Here is a 15,964-nt window from a genome sequence, read left to right as displayed (position 1 = left end):
GCTTTGCTCATTTTTCGTCCAATTTTCCACGCCGACGACTTTTTCAGCGAAAAAACAACCAGTTAGCGGCGGTTATCACCTTTAGAAGATAGCCACACGGTGCTTATGCCCGTGCTTTCAGCTTGCGCACAAATACTGTGGAACAACCTGTGGATAACCCGTTCATGGCTGGCGCAGCCCTATATCCGGCATAGGCTGCCGCATGTTGCTCGTTTTTTGACCAGTAACCGGCGAGCAAAATCAGAGCCTGATCAAGGACTTTGCCCCCAAGTAGTGCCTGATCGGAAATCGAAAGATGGGGAGGTCACGTCCTCAATGCCTTTGCCTACAGGGATTTGCAGTTTTCCTGACTCAATGGCCAGGAAATTGCTTTATCCACAGGCATAACTCCTGTCGACCCGAGTCTGTCATGCCCAACCCCGTGCCGATCCCCGATCAAACACCCCGCCTGCAACTGCACAGAATCAGCAAACGTTATCCCGGTTGCCTGGCCAACGACGCCATCGACCTGAACATTGCTCCCGGCGAAATCCACGCCCTGCTTGGCGAAAACGGCGCGGGCAAAAGCACGTTGATGAAAATCATCTACGGCGTTACCCACGCCGATTCTGGCGAAATGATCTGGCAAGGCCAGCGCGTGAACATGCGCAATCCGGCGCAGGCTCGCGCGCTGGGGATCGGCATGGTGTTCCAGCATTTCTCGCTGTTCGACACCCTCAGCGTGGCGCAGAACATCGCCCTGGCAATGGGCGCGGCAGCCGGCACGCCGAAACAGCTTGAGCCAAAGATCCGTGAAGTCTCCCGGCGCTATGGCATGGCGCTGGAACCGGAGCGACTTGTCCACAGCCTGTCGATCGGCGAGCGGCAGCGGGTGGAAATCATTCGCTGCCTGATGCAGGACATTCGCCTGCTGATTCTCGATGAGCCGACTTCGGTGCTGACCCCGCAGGAGGCCGACGACCTCTTCACCACCTTGCGCCGACTCGCGGCCGAAGGCTGCAGCATTCTGTTCATCAGCCACAAACTCGGCGAGGTGCGCGCGTTATGCCACAGCGCCACGGTGCTGCGCGGCGGTCGCGTAGCCGGGCATTGCGTGCCGGCCGAGTGTTCGGATCAGCAATTGGCGAGGTTGATGGTTGGGGAAGCTGCCGAGCTGATTACCGACTATCCGAAGGTGATCGGCGGTGATGCGTTTCTAAACGTGAACGGGTTGTCCTGGCACAACCCGGACCCGTTCGGCTGCTCCCTGACGGACATTGACCTCGAAGTACGCAGCGGCGAAATCGTCGGTATCGCCGGCGTTGCAGGCAATGGCCAGGATGAGTTGCTGGCATTGCTCAGCGGCGAAGAACGACTGATCCGAAATGACAGCGCGACTATTCGTTTCGGCGGGCAACCGGTCGCCGATTTACACCCCGATGCACGACGCAAACTCGGCCTCGCCTTCGTTCCCGCCGAGCGACTGGGCCACGGCGCAGTGCCTGAGTTGAGCCTCGCCGACAACGCCCTGCTCACCGCATTTCAACAAGGACTGATCAGCAACGGGCTGATTCAGCGCGCCAAAGTCGAGGCGCTGGCGGCAGAAATCATCCGCCGCTTTGGTGTGAAGACACCCGATACCCAAGCGCCGGCCCGCAGCCTGTCCGGCGGCAATTTGCAGAAATTCATTCTCGGCCGCGAGATCCTTCAGCAACCGAAATTACTGGTGGCCGCGCACCCGACCTGGGGCGTGGACGTCGGCGCCGCCGCCACCATTCACCGTGCATTGATTGCCTTGCGCGATGCCGGCGCGGCGATCCTGGTGATCAGCGAAGACCTCGACGAATTGTTCCAGATCAGCGACCGGCTCGGTGCCTTGTGCAGCGGGCGCCTGTCGCCACTCAGGGCCACGGTCGACACGCGCCTGATCGACGTCGGCGGCTGGATGGCCGGACAGTTCGACACCCCTCAACCTCTCACATCCGCAACGGTTTAACGGAGTTTCACATGCTGCTTTCTCTCGAACCCCGTGGCCAGCAATCACGGCTGATGCTGTGGTGCTCACCGTTGCTGGCCGCGGTCCTGACATTGGGCTGCGGCTCGCTGCTGTTTATTGCGCTGGGCCACGATCCGCTGCTCACGCTGCACACCTTGCTGATCGCACCGGTCAGCGACTTGTATGGCGTCTCCGAGTTACTGGTCAAAGCGTTGCCGATTCTGCTTGGTGCGCTGGGTCTCGCCGTGGCATATCAGGCACGGATCTGGAACATCGGCGCCGAAGGCCAGTTGCTGCTGGGTGCCCTCGCCGGCAGTGCACTGGCGGTGAACATCATCGATATGCAAAGTCGCTGGGCGTTGGTGCTGATCCTGCTCGTCGGCAGCCTGGCCGGTGCCGCGTGGGCCGGGCTGACGGCGTGGTTGCGCACGCGTTTCAATGCCAACGAAATCCTTACCAGCATCATGCTCAATTACATCGCGCTGAACCTGCTGCTGTTCTGCGTGCATGGGCCGCTGAAGGACCCGGCCGGGTTCAACTTTCCGGAGTCTGCGATGTTCGGCGATGCCAGCCGCTTGCCGCTTCTGATGGAGGACGGCCGGGTTCACGCCGGGGTGTATTTCGCTCTGCTGGCGTTGGTAGCGGTCTGGGTTCTGTTGCAGAAAAGCTTTGTCGGCTTCCAGATCAAAGTGCTCGGACTCGACAAGCGCGCGGCAGGTTTTGTCGGGTTTCGCGAGAAGCGGCTGATCTGGCTGGCGCTGCTGATCAGCGGCGGATTGGCGGGGCTGGCCGGGGTGTGTGAAGTCACCGGGCCGATCGGCCAACTGGTGCCGCAAGTCTCGCCGGGTTATGGCTATGCCGCGATCACGGTGGCGTTTCTCGGGCGACTCAACCCCATCGGCATTCTGTTTTCCAGCCTGTTGATGGCGTTGCTGTACATCGGCGGCGAGAGCGCGCAGATGAGCATGAACTTGCCGCAAGCGATCACGCAATTGTTCCAGGGAATGATGCTGTTTTTCCTGCTGGCCAGTGACGTACTGATTCTCTACCGGCCACGTTTGAACCTGCGCTGGACTCGCCGCGCGCAAGCCACCGCCGTACACGCAGGAGCCCTGTGATGGATATCGATCTGCTGAGCAATATTTTCTACGCCATGGTCCGTTGCGGCACGCCGCTGCTGTTGGTGGCTCTCGGTGAATTAATCTGTGAGAAAAGCGGCGTCCTGAATCTGGGTCAGGAAGGCATGATGCTGTTTGGCGCGGTGATCGGTTTTATCGTCGCGCTGAACAGCGGCAACCTGTGGCTCGGCGTATTGCTGGCGATGCTTGCCGGAATGCTGTTGTCGTCGTTGTTTGCCTTGGTGGCACTGGTGTTCAACGCCAATCAGGTGGCCACCGGATTGGCGTTGACGATTTTTGGTGTGGGCCTGTCGACGTTTGTCGGCGCGGCATGGGTCGGTAAACCGCTGGCGGGTTTCGAGCCGGTGGCGATTCCCTGGTTGAGTGAGATTCCGCTGATCGGGCGGATGCTGTTTGCGCAGGATTTGCTGGTGTATCTGTCGTTCGCGTTGTTTGCGCTGGTGGCGTGGGTGATTCTGAAAAGTCGTGTCGGGCTGATCATTCAGGCCGTCGGGGAAAGCCCGGAGGCGGCCAGCGCCATGGGTTTGCCGGTGTTGGGCGTGCGCACCTTGGCGGTGCTGTTTGGCGGCGCGATGGCGGGTTTGGCGGGCGCGTATTTGTCGCTGGCCTATACGCCGATGTGGGCAGAAAACATGAGCGCCGGGCGTGGCTGGATTGCCTTGGCGCTGGTGGTGTTTGCCAGTTGGCGGGTGTGGCGATTGTTGCTCGGGGCGTACCTGTTCGGGCTCGCCAGCATCCTGCACCTGGTGGCGCAGGGATTGGGGCTGGCGATTCCGTCGAGCCTGCTGGCAATGCTGCCGTATGTCGCGACGATTGTGGTGTTGGTGTTGTTGTCGCGGGATGCGGTGCGCACGCGGTTGTATGCGCCGGTGTCGTTGGGGCAGCCGTGGCGGGCTGGGCATTAGTGGTTGCCTGGATTGGCCCCTTCGCGGGCAAGTCGAATCGTCGCACCGCCGCACCCACAGCGTTCTGTGTCCAATGAAGATCTTCGGTTCTACTCGACCTACTGTGGGAGCGGGCTTGCCCGCGAAGAGGCCCTCACAGGCAATATTTGAACCACGCCCCACGCCAGTTCAAAGACCAGGAAAATCACCAACAATGAACTGGCGCCGTGGAGCAAGGCATAGAGCTGCCACGTAGAGAACAGGAATCTGCCGACTGCGTCATACCGCCCGAACACCTGCTGCGGATCACGAATCCGCAGCACCGCCCACACGCACACAATCGACCCCAGCAAATTCGCCATCAACATGTGCATCGGCTCGAACGGCGGCAGCTCCCCAGGCAGATCGAACGCCTGGCTCACGCTCATCAACACCCCGTGCAACGCGGCAAAACTCCATGGCGTGATAAACGCCGCCGTCACGATCAAGTCATACCAGGCGCTGCCCCGCACCAACCGGCGATATTGCGTTGAAGTCCACATCGGCCTTGCTCCATAAATTCAGGGAGCAACAAGGCTAAAGCCTGGAGTATGCTCCAGGGTCAAGCCCCTCTCGAGACGTCATGATGCGCATCGGTGAATTAGCCCAGGCCAGCGCCGTCAGCCGCGACACGCTGCGCTTCTACGAGCAGCGCGGATTGATCGCGGCGCAACGCAGTGCCAACGGCTACCGCGACTATCCGCCAGACATGGTGCAACTGGTGCTGTACATCAAGACGGCTCAGCGGTTGGGCTTTACCCTCGGCGAGATCGGCAACAGCGTCGCCACCATCTGGCAATCGCCGGATCCTGACAGCGCCGTCACGCAATTGCTGCAAGACAAGCTCAATCTGATTGAAACCCGTATGGACGAACTCGGTGCATTGCGCCACGAATTGCAACAACGGCTCGGGCAACGCTGTCCACTGAGTCCATGATCCTCATTTATCAAGGAAGCCACTCATGTCCAAGGCAAAAACCGCACTCATCATCGGCGCCTCTCGGGGCCTGGGCCTCGGCCTGGTGAAAACCCTGTTGGCCGACGGCTGGCAAGTCACCGCCACCGTGCGCAACCCGCAGAACGCCGAGCCGCTGCAAGCGTTGGGCAAGGTGCGGATCGAGAAACTCGACATGGACGATCAGCAGGCCGTCATCGCCTTGAGCCAACAGCTAAAGGGCGAAGTGTTTGATTTGCTGTTCGTGAATGCCGGGGTCAAGGGGCCGGAGGTGCAGACGCCGGGCGGCGCGACGCTGGCCGAGGTCGGTCAATTGTTCTTCACCAACGCCGTGGCGCCGATCAACCTGGCGCAGCGTTTTGCCGGGCAGATTCGCCCGGATACCGGTGTGCTGGCATTCATGAGTTCGGTACTGGGTAGCGTGACCATGCCGGACGCGCCGGAGCTGGCGTTGTACAAGGCGAGCAAGGCTGCGTTGAACTCGATGACCAACAGTCTCGTCACTCAGTTGGGCGATCAGAAACTCACCGTGTTGTCGTTGCATCCGGGTTGGGTGAAGACCGACATGGGCGGTGAAGGCGCCGATATCGATGTGGAAACCAGTACACGCGGGTTGGTTGATCAGGTGAATGCTTATGTCGGCCGGGGTGGGCATCACTTCGTGAACTACAGAGGCGAAACCATTCCCTGGTAACACCGCAATACCCTGTGGGAGCGAGCCTGCTCGCGATATCGGTGAGTCAGACACCACTGATGTCGACTGACACTCCGTCATCGCGAGCAGGCTCGCTCCCACAGGGTTTCATTCCAAATTGGGATTTGTACCGTCTGGTCGGGCGAGGCTTGCTCACCGCCCGGTTTTGTTCGAAACTCCGCACCTCGCCCCCGCGGCGACCCTGGATCAGCAGACAGGGTAATCACTGAGCTGGCTAACCTGAACCCCACTTTCAGAGGAGCCGGCCAACATGCCTGCGACCCGTATCTGGTTAAAAAATCCCCTCGCCATTTTCACTGCCAACAGCCTCGATGCCCGTGGTGGCCTGGTTGTGCAAGACGGTGTGATCGTCGAAGTACTCGCTGCTGGCCAGCAACCGTCCGCGCCCTGTGGACAGGTCTTCGATGCCCGCGAGCATGTGATCCTGCCGGGGCTGATAAACACCCATCACCACTTCTATCAAACCCTGACCCGCGCCTGGGCGCCGGTGGTCAATCAGCCGTTGTTCCCGTGGCTGAAGACCCTCTATCCGGTCTGGGCACGCCTCACCCCTGAAAAACTCGCCCTCGCCACCAAAGTCGCACTGGCCGAATTGCTGCTGTCCGGCTGCACCACCGCCGCCGATCACCATTACCTGTTTCCGGAAGGCCTGGAAAACGCGATCGATGTGCAGGTCGAGAGTGTCCGCGAATTGGGTATGCGCGCCATGCTGACCCGCGGTTCCATGAGCCTTGGCGAAAAGGACGGCGGCCTGCCACCGCAGCAGACCGTCCAGGAAGGCGAAGTGATCCTCGCTGACAGCCAGCGCTTGATTGCCGAATACCACGAGCGTGGCGACGGTGCGCAAATCCAGATCGCCCTGGCGCCGTGCTCGCCGTTTTCGGTGACGCCGCAAATCATGTCCGCCAGCGCCGAACTGGCCAACAAACTCGACGTGCGCCTGCACACACACCTGGCCGAAACCCTCGACGAAGAAGACTTCTGCCTGCAACGCTTCGGCCTGCGCACCGTGGATTATCTGGACAGCGTCGGCTGGCTCGGCCCACGTACCTGGCTGGCCCATGGCATCCACTTCAACCCGGATGAAATCGCCCGCCTCGGCGCTGCAGGCACCGGGATCTGCCATTGCCCGAGTTCGAACATGCGCCTGGCTTCCGGCATTTGCCCGACGCTGGACCTGACGGCTGCAGGTGCGTTGCTGGGTCTGGGCGTGGATGGATCGGCGTCCAACGATGCGTCGAACATGATGCTCGAAACCCGTCAGGCGCTTTACATTCAGCGGCTGCGTTATGGCGCTGAAAAGATCACGCCGGAGCTGGTGCTGGGTTGGGCGACCAAGGGCTCGGCCAGCTTGTTGGGGCGGACCGATATCGGTGAGCTGGCGGTGGGCAAGCAGGCGGATCTGGCGCTGTTCAAGCTGGATGAGCTGCGCTTCTCCGGCAGTCATGATCCGGTGTCGGCGTTGCTGCTGTGTGGGGCGGATCGGGCGGATCGGGTGATGATTGGCGGCAAGTGGCGAGTGATTGATGGGCAGGTTGAGGGGCTGGATCTCAAAGGTCTGATCGCCGATCACAGCCAGGCGGCCCGACAACTGATCGCCGGGACCTGACACACCACCAACCCTGTGGGAGCGGGCTTGCCCGCGATGGCGGCCTGTCAGCCAACAAATGTGTTGAATGTGACGGCCTCATCGCGGGCGAGCCCGCTCCCACAATGTTTTGTGGGGGGCTTAGAGGCCCAGCAACGACAACATGATGAACGTCGCAAACAACACAAAATGGGTCATGCCTTCGATGGCATTGGTTTCGCCGTCGTTGAGGTTGATCGCGCTGACGATCAGGGTGAGGAAGATCATCACCGTTTGCACCGGGGTCATCGCCATCTGGAATGGCTGGCCCGTGTAGAGCGCCATCGCTTCCATCACCGGCACCGTCAGGATCACCGTCGACAGTGACGCGCCCATGGCGATGTTGACCACCGACTGCATGCGGTTGGCCAGGGCCGCGCGCAACGCGGTCAGAATCTCCGGCGCGGCGGAAATGGCCGCCACCAGGATCGCCGTAATCACCGGCGGTGCGCCCGTGCCTTCCAGCCCCAGATCGAGGGTCTTGGACATCACTTCGGCCAGTGCGCCGATCACCACCACGCCAAACACCAACGTACCGATACTCAGCGCCAGATTGACCGGTTCAGATTCTTCCTCCAGGACTTTCTTGCGGCGTTTTTCCGGGTAGCTGTAGCTGAAGAAGTAACTGTGCGGCCCGACCTGCATACGCAGGAACAAGGTGTAGAGCACGACCATCGCGCCAATCGTGAACGCCGAATACAGCTTCCAGTTGGCCTCGGGAATGAACTCCGGCACCACCATGGAAACGCCCATGGCGGTGAGGATCATCACGCTGTAACTGCGGGCCGAGTCATCGTTGTAAGACTGTTCACCGTGCTTGATCCCGCCCATCAACGCAGCCAGGCCGAGGATGCCGTTGATGTCGAGCATCACCGCCGAATAAATCGTGTCGCGCACCAATGTGGGCGAGGCCTCGTTGCTCATCATGATCGCCAGGATCACCACTTCGACCAGCACGGCGGCCAGGGTCAGGATCATCGTGCCGTAAGGGTCACCGACTTTTTCGGCGAGCAGTTCAGCGTGATGGGCGACGCGCATGGACGCAGCAACGATGAACGCAATCAACACCAGCCCGGCGGTCAGCGCGATGGGCTGGCCGCTGTGCAGCATCCAGTGTTCCATCGGATAAGCAACGACGGCGGCAATGACGGCCAGCAGCAGAAACTTTTCTTGCTTGAGGAGTGAGAGCATCGCGAGCCTTTTTTGCCGAGTGGAGCGAACAGAGTGATGAGCTACTGACTGCGGGGCGGCGCTAACGTTTCGTTACACCTTAGCGCACCAGTGGATGGCAGCCGGTTTGGCATGTGCACTTTATTGGCCTTGCGGGCCTCCTCGCGGGCAAGCCCGCTCCCACAGGTTTTGCGCAAATCCTGTGGGAGCGGGCTTGCCCGCGAAGGGCGCGACACGGTTTCGGATCTTTTGTTGTCCTGTTGGTCAGCAATTTGCATTGCCCCTGCCAACCTCACAACAACATGGAGTTCGAATTCATGCACAAACGTCCGTTGAAGAAGCTGCTTTGCGCCGTCGCCGCGGCCATTGGTCTGAGCGCGAGCCTGACCGCCAGTGCCGCCGACCCGCTGAAAGTCGGCTTCGTCTACATCGGTCCGATCGGTGACCACGGCTGGACGTATCAGCATGAACAGGGGCGCAAGGCGCTGGCCGAGAAGTTCGGCAATCAGATCACCACCAACTATGTGGAGAACGTCGCCGAAGGTGCGGATGCCGAGCGGGTGATCCGCAACATGGCCAAGGACAACTACGACCTGATTTTCACCACGTCTTTCGGCTACATGAACCCGACCCTGAAAGTCGCCAAACAATTTCCCAAGGTGACCTTCGAACACGCCACCGGCTACAAGCAGGACAAGAACCTCGGCACTTACCTGGCGCGCACCTATGAAGGTCGCTACGTTGGCGGTTTCCTCGCGGCGAAGATGACCAAGACCAAAAAGATCGGTTACGTCGCGTCCTTCCCGATCCCGGAAGTGATCCGCGACATCAACGCCATTCAACTGGCCCTGAACAAGTACAACCCCGGCACCGAGATCAAGGTGGTGTGGGTCAACTCCTGGTTCGATCCGGGCAAGGAAGCCGACGCCGCCAATGCGCTGATCGACCAGGGTGTGGACGTGGTGTTCCAGCACACCGACAGCCCGGCGCCGATCCAGGCCGCCGAACGTCGCGGTGTGTACGCCGTGGGCTACGCTTCGGACATGGCGCACTTCGGGCCGAAAGCGGTGTTGACGTCGATCGTCAACGACTGGGGCCCGCATTACATTCAGGCGACCCAAAGCGTGCTCGACCACACGTGGAAGTCGCAGGATTACTGGGGTGGTTTGAAGGAAGGCACGGTTGAATTGCCGATCAGCGATCTGGTGCCAGCGGCGGTGAAGACCGAGGCCGAGCAGATCATTGCGGACATCAAGAGCGGCGCCTTCCACCCGTTCACCGGGCCGATCAAGGATCAGGCCGGCACCGAGAAAATCCCGGCGGGCGCGACGGCGAGCAATGCGGAACTGGCGTCGATGAACTACTACGTTGAAGGCATGAAGGCCGATATTCCGAAGTGAATTCTTTCAGTTGAAACACAGTACCTGTGGGAGCGGGCTTGCTCGCGAACGCGCTGGGTCAGTCAACAGAGATGTTGAATGTGCTGGCCCCTTCGCGAGCAAGCCCGCTCCCACATTGGATTTGCAGCGTTCTCAAGGACTGCGCATGAACCAACTCCCGATCATCAACATCGCACCGCTCTACAGCGCCGACCAAACCGCCTGGCAATCCGTCGCGACTCAAATCGACAAGGCCTGCCGCGAATGGGGCTTTTTCTACATCAAGGGTCACCCGATCTGCGCATCGCGCATCAACGCCATGCTCGACCATGCCCAACACTTTTTCGCCCTGCCCACCGCCGAAAAGCTCAAGATCGACATCACCCAGACCCGCCATCACCGCGGCTACGGCGCCATCGCCACCGAGCAACTCGACCCGAGCAAACCCAGCGACCTGAAAGAAACCTTCGACATGGGCCTGCACCTGCCGGCCGACCATCCTGAGGTGCTGGCGGAAAAACCGTTGCGCGGCCCCAACCGTCATCCAGCAATCCCGGGATGGGAAGCGCTGATGGAACAACACTACGTCGACATGCAGGCCTTGGCCCAAACCCTGCTGCGTGCCATGACCATGGCGTTGAACATTGAGCACGATTTTTTCGACAAACGCTTCAATGAGCCAGTTAGCGTCCTGCGGATGATCCACTACCCGCCGCGCCACACCGCCAGTTCCGAAGAGCAGCAAGGCGCCGGCGCCCACACCGACTACGGCTGCATCACCCTGCTGTACCAGGACGCCGCCGGTGGCCTGCAAGTGCGCAACGTCAAAGGCGAATGGATCGACGCGCCGCCGATAGAAGGAACCTTCGTGGTCAACCTCGGCGACATGATGGCGCGCTGGAGCAATGACCGTTACCTGTCGACGCCGCACCGGGTGATCAGCCCGCTGGGCGTCGATCGTTACTCGATGCCGTTCTTCGCCGAACCGCACCCGGACACGCCGATTGAATGCCTGCCCGGTTGCCAGGACGAATCACACCCGGCGAAGTACCCGGCCACCACCTGCGCCGAATTCCTGCTCTCGCGTTTCGCCGACACTTACGCCTATCGAAGGGAACAGGCCGCCGTGTGATGAACCGCCTGGTCAGGTTTTGCTAATTGTTTCCACGGGCATCTGTAGAATGCTCGCCATCTGCACCTGATGAGAAAAGACTATGTACGACTGGCTGAACGCCCTGCCCAAGGCAGAACTGCACTTGCACCTGGAGGGTTCACTGGAGCCTGAGTTGCTGTTCGCCCTGGCCGAACGCAACAAGATCGCCCTGCCGTGGAGCGATGTCGACACCCTGCGCAAGGCGTACGCCTTCAACAACCTGCAAGAGTTTCTCGACCTGTATTACCAGGGCGCCGACGTGTTGCGCACCTCGCAGGATTTCTACGACCTGACCTGGGCCTACCTGTTGCGTTGCAAGGCGCAGAACGTGATTCACACCGAGCCGTTCTTCGACCCGCAGACCCACACCGACCGTGGCGTGCCGTTCGAAGTGGTGCTTAACGGCATCGCCGCCGCGCTCAAGGATGGCGAGCAGCAACTGGGCATCACCAGCGGCTTGATCCTGAGCTTCCTGCGTCACCTGAGCGAAGACGAAGCCCAGAAAACCCTCGACCAGGCGCTGCCGTTCCGCGAGGCGTTTGTGGCCGTGGGCCTGGACAGTTCGGAGATGGGTCACCCGCCGAGCAAGTTCCAGCGCGTGTTTGATCGTGCCCGTCACGAAGGCTTCCTGACCGTCGCCCACGCCGGTGAAGAAGGCCCGCCCGAGTACATCTGGGAAGCCCTCGACCTGCTGAAAATCCAGCGCATCGACCATGGCGTGCGCGCCATCGAAGACGAGCGCTTGATGCAGCGGATCATCGACGAGCAGATCCCGCTGACCGTGTGCCCGTTGTCCAACACCAAGCTCTGCGTGTTCGACCACATGTCCCAGCACAACATCCTCGACATGCTTGAGCGTGGCGTGAAAGTGACCGTGAACTCGGATGACCCGGCGTACTTTGGCGGGTATGTGACCGAGAACTTCCATGCGTTGTACACGGATCTGGGCATGACCCAGGATCAGGCCAAGCGTTTGGCGCAGAACAGCCTGGATGCGCGGTTGGTAAAACCGTAAGCCTCACCGCATAACCACTGTGGGAGCGGGCTTGCCCGCGATGGCGGTCTGTCAGACAACGTGATGTTGAAGCTGATGGCCTTATCGCGGGCAAGCCCGCTCCCACAGGTTCTGAGTTCAGCCAGCTAACGGCCTAGTCCATCAAACAGCGCTAAAGCGCCATTTCCAGCTCGGTTTCCTTGGCGAAACGATGGATTTCCCGTTGCCCCGCGGCCGTGATCTGCAAGGCTCGCGAATCGTTGGGCAGGCTCAGCCAGCCGGACTGCATGAACAGCTGCAACAACGCAGCGCCCAAAGACCCGCCCATGTGCGGGCGCCTTTCGCTCCAGTCTGGACACGCGCAGGCGACTTTGCTGTTGCGATGGGCCAGGGCCTGGATGTACACGCCCCGCGAGGCCAGTTGTGTGGAACCCTTGTGGGTGATCATGACGCGCTGCTCGAACTGCTCGATCCAACCGGCATCCAGCAACCGCTGGTAAAGATCGGCCGCCAGGGTGCCTCCCAAATGGTCATCACACAGTCGGGCCCGCAACAACGACGATGGGGCCGCCTGAGGTTTGGCGATGGGGCTGGTGCGTTTGAAAACGTCCGGGACTGGCTGCGGGGCACTGGCTAGCGTCGCGCTGGCCAGTGCTTCGATTGCCGCGCCGACTTCAGGCGCGGCCAGGCGGAAAAAGCGTTTGCGCCCACGGATCTCGACTTTCAACAGACCTCCGGCGGACAAACGTCCCAGGTGTGCACTGGCCGAAGACGGTGACAGGCCGGCCAATAACGCCAGCTCTTCGGTCTGCCGCGCCGAGCCGTCCATCAAGGCCCACATCATTGCGCTGCGCTTGGGGTCAGCCAGCAACGTGGCGATCTGGCTGATGCAAGGTGCATGTTCCATGTATTCACTCCCTGTTGAATCGTTTCGTCTGCTGCTCAGAGACATCTTGACCAGTAATGTGTCGTCGGCCAAGACGCGGAAACCGCCATAAGCCGGGCAAAGCCACCCACACACCTGTGCCTTTGCTTCGCAGGTATTGCGAAGGTCGGGTGCCTGACCGAGTGGCCGGGCCGACTGGAACGCGGACTCGCCATCGCGAGATCGACGGTGCGCACATGAGGCGGGCGCTAGTATAAGCGGGTTGACCGCCGGTTCCTGCCCTTGGGAAAGCGCGGGTGGTGATAGTTCCTGACAGAAATTTCGCTATTTGCCTGCGACTAATGATCCATGCCCGATATCGTCGGAAATTGACTGCCTAAATGAGCGCATCGGCTGGCAAGCATTTCCCGCAAAAGGTTCACCGGCTTACTCAATTGTGCGCGATGGGCGCACAGCAAATTCAGCGGTGCGCGCTCACACAGCAGCTCCGGTATCAGCACTTTCAATCGGCCGGCGAGTACATCGGCGGCGACATCGAGCCAGGACTTATAAGCAATCCCCGCCCCTGCCACTGCCCACAGCCGTACGACATCGGCATCGTCACTGAAGCGATCACCGCTGACGGTCAGGCCGACTTCGCGTTTGCCGTCATGGAAACTCCAGTGGTCATGGACCCGGCTGCCGAGCATGAACAACAGGCAATTGTGCTGCGCCAGTTGCTCCAGATGCCGCGGCTCGCCATGCCTGGCCAGATAACTCGGTGCGGCGCAGAGCACACGGCGGTTTTGCGGAGCGATGGGCAGTGCCACCAGGCTTGAGTCTTCCGGCTCCCCATAACGCAGGGCAATGTCCACCGGTTGGCGGAACAGGTCGGCGATGCGGTCGCCCAGCAACAGGCGCACGGTCAGTTTGGTGTGTTCGCGCTGGAACTCGTCGAGCCACGGCAATAACAGATTGCGACCAAAGTCCGACGGCGCCGACAGTTGCAAAATCCCGCTGACCTGGTCCTGACCGCTGGCCAACAAACGACGGCCTTCATCGAGGTTGCTCAGGGCGGCCCGGGCATATTCCAGGAAGCCCTCACCTTCGGCGGTCAGGCGCAAACTGCGGGTGGACCGCGCCAGCAAACGCGCGCCGAGTTGCTGTTCGATGCGCTTCAGCGCCGCACTGGCCACCGCCGCCGACATGTCCATCACTCGCGCCGCGGCGGACAGACTCCCGAGGTCGGCAGCCCGGACAAACAACTGCAAGTCATCGAAACGCAGCATTTCCAGCCCCGATTATCAAAAAAATATTGAAAGAGACTGCTCTTTTAGCGGGTTTTATCTTGTTGAGAAATAGCCAATCATCTGTCCCATCGAAATCACCCCATTTGCGGAGTCACCCATGTCCCAGCCTTTCACCGCCATTGCCACCCTCATTGCCAAACCCGGCCAGCAAGACGCCCTCGAACAGCACCTGCGTGCGCTGGTGGAACCGACCCGCGCCGAGGCCGGTTGCGGCCAATACGACCTGCACCAGGACCTGGCCAATCCGCTGGCTTTCTACATGATCGAGCACTGGAGCAGCGACGAAGCCCTGCAAGCCCATGACGCCAGCGCCCATGTCCAGAACTTCCGCGCCAAGGCCGGCGACTTTCTCGAACACTTCGAACTCAAGCGCCTGCGCACCGTGGCTTGATCCCTTCTTCGATTACTGTTCAGGAGCCCTACATGAAAGCCATCGCCTACTACGCCTCTTTACCGATCAGCGACGCCAATTCCCTGCAAGACATCGAACTGCCAGAACCGGTGGCCGGTCCGCGCGACCTGCTGGTGGAAGTCAAAGCTATCTCGGTGAACCCGGTCGACACCAAGGTCCGCCAGAACGTCCAGCCCGAAGGTGGCGCGGCGAAAGTGCTGGGTTGGGATGTGGCCGGTGTGGTCAAGGCCGTCGGCAGCGAAGTCACGCTGTTCAAGGCGGGCGACAAGGTGTTTTACGCCGGCTCCATCGCCCGAGCGGGGGGCAATAGCGAATTGCACGTGGTGGACGAACGAATCGTCGGCCATATGCCGAAAACCCTCGGTTTCGCCGAAGCCGCCGCGCTGCCGCTGACCGCCATCACGGCCTGGGAATTGCTCTTCGAACGCCTGCAAGTGCGCGAAGGTAAAACCGATGAAGGCCAGAGCCTGCTGATCGTCGGCGCGGCGGGCGGTGTGGGGTCGATCCTCACGCAACTGGCCAGCCAGCTCACCGGGCTTAACGTCATCGGCACTGCTTCCCGCCCGCAAACCCAGAGCTGGGTGCGCGAGTTGGGCGCCGATCTGGTGATCGATCACAGCCAGCCGTTGAGTGAAGAACTCAAGCGCGCCGGCATCGACCAGGTGACCCACGTCGCCAGCCTGACCCAGACCGATCATCACCTGGATCAACTGGTCGAGGCGTTGGCCCCGCAAGGCAAACTGGCGTTGATCGATGATCCCAAAGCGCTGGACGTGACCAAGCTCAAGCGCAAGAGCCTGTCGCTGCACTGGGAGTTCATGTATACCCGCTCGCTGTTCGAAACGGCGGACATGATCGAGCAGCACAAACTGCTCAACCGCGTGGCCGGGCTGATCGACGCCGGGACGTTGAAGACCACGGTCGGCGAGCACTTCGGGACCATCAACGCGGCCAACCTGCGTCGTGCCCACGAGCTGCTGGAGAGCGGTAAGTCCAAGGGCAAGATTGTGCTCGAAGGGTTCTGAAACAAGCTGAAACAGGTGTCGTCCCTCTGGACGACACCGTCAGTCTGAGAGTTGATCCTTGTCACAATTGCGATCGTATTCGGGTCTACAATCGAAACCTCTGCGATGCATTCTTTTACGTAACATCTTTTAAGAGAGGAGAGTTCAGCAATGAAGATCCTGATAAAAGAAGTGGCTAAATCCCAGTGGCAGGTCCGTCTGGACCAACACGCTGTTACGTTCCGCAGCGAAGCTGAAGCACTCGCCTTCACCAGAACCCTTGAAGCGCGATTGCTCGCGCCCCATCAATTTCCCGACCGCCAGCAGCGTGCCGCTGGCTGAG

The 15,964-nt window shown here is 60.6% G+C and carries 16 protein-coding genes; 12 read left to right on the top strand and 4 right to left on the bottom strand.

Annotated elements, in window-relative coordinates; genetic code table 11:
* Nucleotides 1–409: 409 nt before the first annotated feature.
* From DJ564_RS04450 to DJ564_RS04440, 3 genes are read left to right on the top strand one after another with little or no spacing between them, the layout of a single operon-like run.
* Nucleotides 410–1,975, top strand: coding sequence for an ABC transporter ATP-binding protein (locus DJ564_RS04450; RefSeq protein WP_109627827.1), 1,566 nt, complete (start codon nt 410–412; stop codon nt 1,973–1,975).
* Nucleotides 1,976–1,986: 11 nt separating this feature from the next.
* Nucleotides 1,987–3,093: an ABC transporter permease gene (locus DJ564_RS04445; protein ID WP_109627826.1), complete on the top strand. Its 1,107-nt coding sequence runs from the start codon at nt 1,987–1,989 to the stop codon at nt 3,091–3,093.
* Nucleotides 3,093–4,019 carry an ABC transporter permease gene (locus DJ564_RS04440; protein ID WP_109627825.1) on the top strand — a complete coding sequence of 309 codons (927 nt, stop codon included), beginning with the start codon at nt 3,093–3,095 and terminating at the stop codon, nt 4,017–4,019. The genes DJ564_RS04445 and DJ564_RS04440 overlap by 1 nt, the downstream gene beginning before the upstream one ends.
* A 98-nt stretch (nt 4,020–4,117) precedes the next feature.
* On the opposite strand, the gene DJ564_RS04435 is transcribed toward DJ564_RS04440, so the two are convergent.
* Complete coding sequence (locus DJ564_RS04435; protein ID WP_109627824.1) at nt 4,118–4,540, bottom strand: hypothetical protein; 423 nt, start codon at nt 4,538–4,540, stop codon at nt 4,118–4,120.
* Between the two features lie 83 nt (nt 4,541–4,623).
* On the opposite strand from DJ564_RS04435, the gene DJ564_RS04430 reads away from it, so the two are divergent.
* The 3 genes from DJ564_RS04430 (at nt 4,624) to DJ564_RS04415 (ending at nt 7,316) form a co-directional block, all read left to right on the top strand.
* On the top strand, nt 4,624–4,974 hold the full coding sequence (locus DJ564_RS04430; protein ID WP_109635939.1) for a MerR family transcriptional regulator: 351 nt from the start codon (nt 4,624–4,626) through the stop codon (nt 4,972–4,974).
* 25 nt (nt 4,975–4,999) lie between these two features.
* A complete protein-coding gene (locus tag DJ564_RS04425) occupies nt 5,000–5,686 on the top strand; it encodes an SDR family oxidoreductase (protein ID WP_109627823.1) in 687 nt (228 codons plus the stop codon).
* Between the two features lie 271 nt (nt 5,687–5,957).
* Nucleotides 5,958–7,316 carry an 8-oxoguanine deaminase gene (locus DJ564_RS04415; protein ID WP_109627821.1) on the top strand — a complete coding sequence of 453 codons (1,359 nt, stop codon included), beginning with the start codon at nt 5,958–5,960 and terminating at the stop codon, nt 7,314–7,316.
* A 120-nt stretch (nt 7,317–7,436) separates the two neighbouring features.
* Here the strand turns inward: DJ564_RS04415 and DJ564_RS04405 are convergent, their stop codons facing one another.
* The gene (locus DJ564_RS04405; RefSeq protein WP_109627820.1) at nt 7,437–8,525 is read right to left on the bottom strand and encodes a calcium:proton antiporter; all 1,089 of its coding nucleotides are present in this window, start codon (nt 8,523–8,525) and stop codon (nt 7,437–7,439) included.
* Between the two features lie 296 nt (nt 8,526–8,821).
* Between DJ564_RS04405 and DJ564_RS04395 the strand changes: the two genes are divergently transcribed.
* From DJ564_RS04395 to DJ564_RS04385, 3 genes are all read left to right on the top strand, one after another.
* Nucleotides 8,822–9,904, top strand: coding sequence for a BMP family ABC transporter substrate-binding protein (locus DJ564_RS04395; protein WP_109627818.1), 1,083 nt, complete (start codon nt 8,822–8,824; stop codon nt 9,902–9,904).
* Nucleotides 9,905–10,049: 145 nt separating this feature from the next.
* A complete protein-coding gene (locus DJ564_RS04390; protein WP_109627817.1) occupies nt 10,050–11,015 on the top strand; it encodes an isopenicillin N synthase family oxygenase in 966 nt (321 codons plus the stop codon).
* An 82-nt stretch (nt 11,016–11,097) separates the two neighbouring features.
* Complete coding sequence (locus DJ564_RS04385; protein WP_109627816.1) at nt 11,098–12,051, top strand: adenosine deaminase; 954 nt, start codon at nt 11,098–11,100, stop codon at nt 12,049–12,051.
* A gap of 151 nt (nt 12,052–12,202) precedes the next feature.
* On the opposite strand, the gene DJ564_RS04380 is transcribed toward DJ564_RS04385, so the two are convergent.
* Nucleotides 12,203–12,937: a helix-turn-helix transcriptional regulator gene (locus tag DJ564_RS04380; protein WP_109627815.1), complete on the bottom strand. Its 735-nt coding sequence runs from the start codon at nt 12,935–12,937 to the stop codon at nt 12,203–12,205.
* A gap of 317 nt (nt 12,938–13,254) precedes the next feature.
* Nucleotides 13,255–14,184, bottom strand: a complete 930-nt coding sequence (locus DJ564_RS04375; RefSeq protein ID WP_109627814.1) for a LysR family transcriptional regulator — start codon at nt 14,182–14,184, stop codon at nt 13,255–13,257.
* A 118-nt stretch (nt 14,185–14,302) separates the two neighbouring features.
* Between DJ564_RS04375 and DJ564_RS04370 the strand changes: the two genes are divergently transcribed.
* The 3 genes from DJ564_RS04370 to DJ564_RS32135 all read left to right on the top strand — a co-directional run bounded on the left by DJ564_RS04370 (nt 14,303) and on the right by DJ564_RS32135 (nt 15,963).
* On the top strand, nt 14,303–14,596 hold the full coding sequence (locus DJ564_RS04370) for a putative quinol monooxygenase (RefSeq protein ID WP_109627813.1): 294 nt from the start codon (nt 14,303–14,305) through the stop codon (nt 14,594–14,596).
* Nucleotides 14,597–14,628: 32 nt separating this feature from the next.
* Entirely contained in the window at nt 14,629–15,642 is a 1,014-nt protein-coding gene (locus tag DJ564_RS04365) for a zinc-binding alcohol dehydrogenase family protein (RefSeq protein WP_109627812.1), read from the top strand.
* A 150-nt stretch (nt 15,643–15,792) separates the two neighbouring features.
* A complete protein-coding gene (locus tag DJ564_RS32135; protein ID WP_178082282.1) occupies nt 15,793–15,963 on the top strand; it encodes a hypothetical protein in 171 nt (56 codons plus the stop codon).
* Nucleotide 15,964: the final 1 nt, after the last annotated feature.

Origin of the sequence: Pseudomonas sp. 31-12 (genome assembly GCF_003151075.1) — a bacterium.
Classification (GTDB): domain Bacteria; phylum Pseudomonadota; class Gammaproteobacteria; order Pseudomonadales; family Pseudomonadaceae; genus Aquipseudomonas.
Note: the sequence above shows the minus strand (reverse complement) of the source record. Positions and strands in the feature narration are given on the sequence as shown.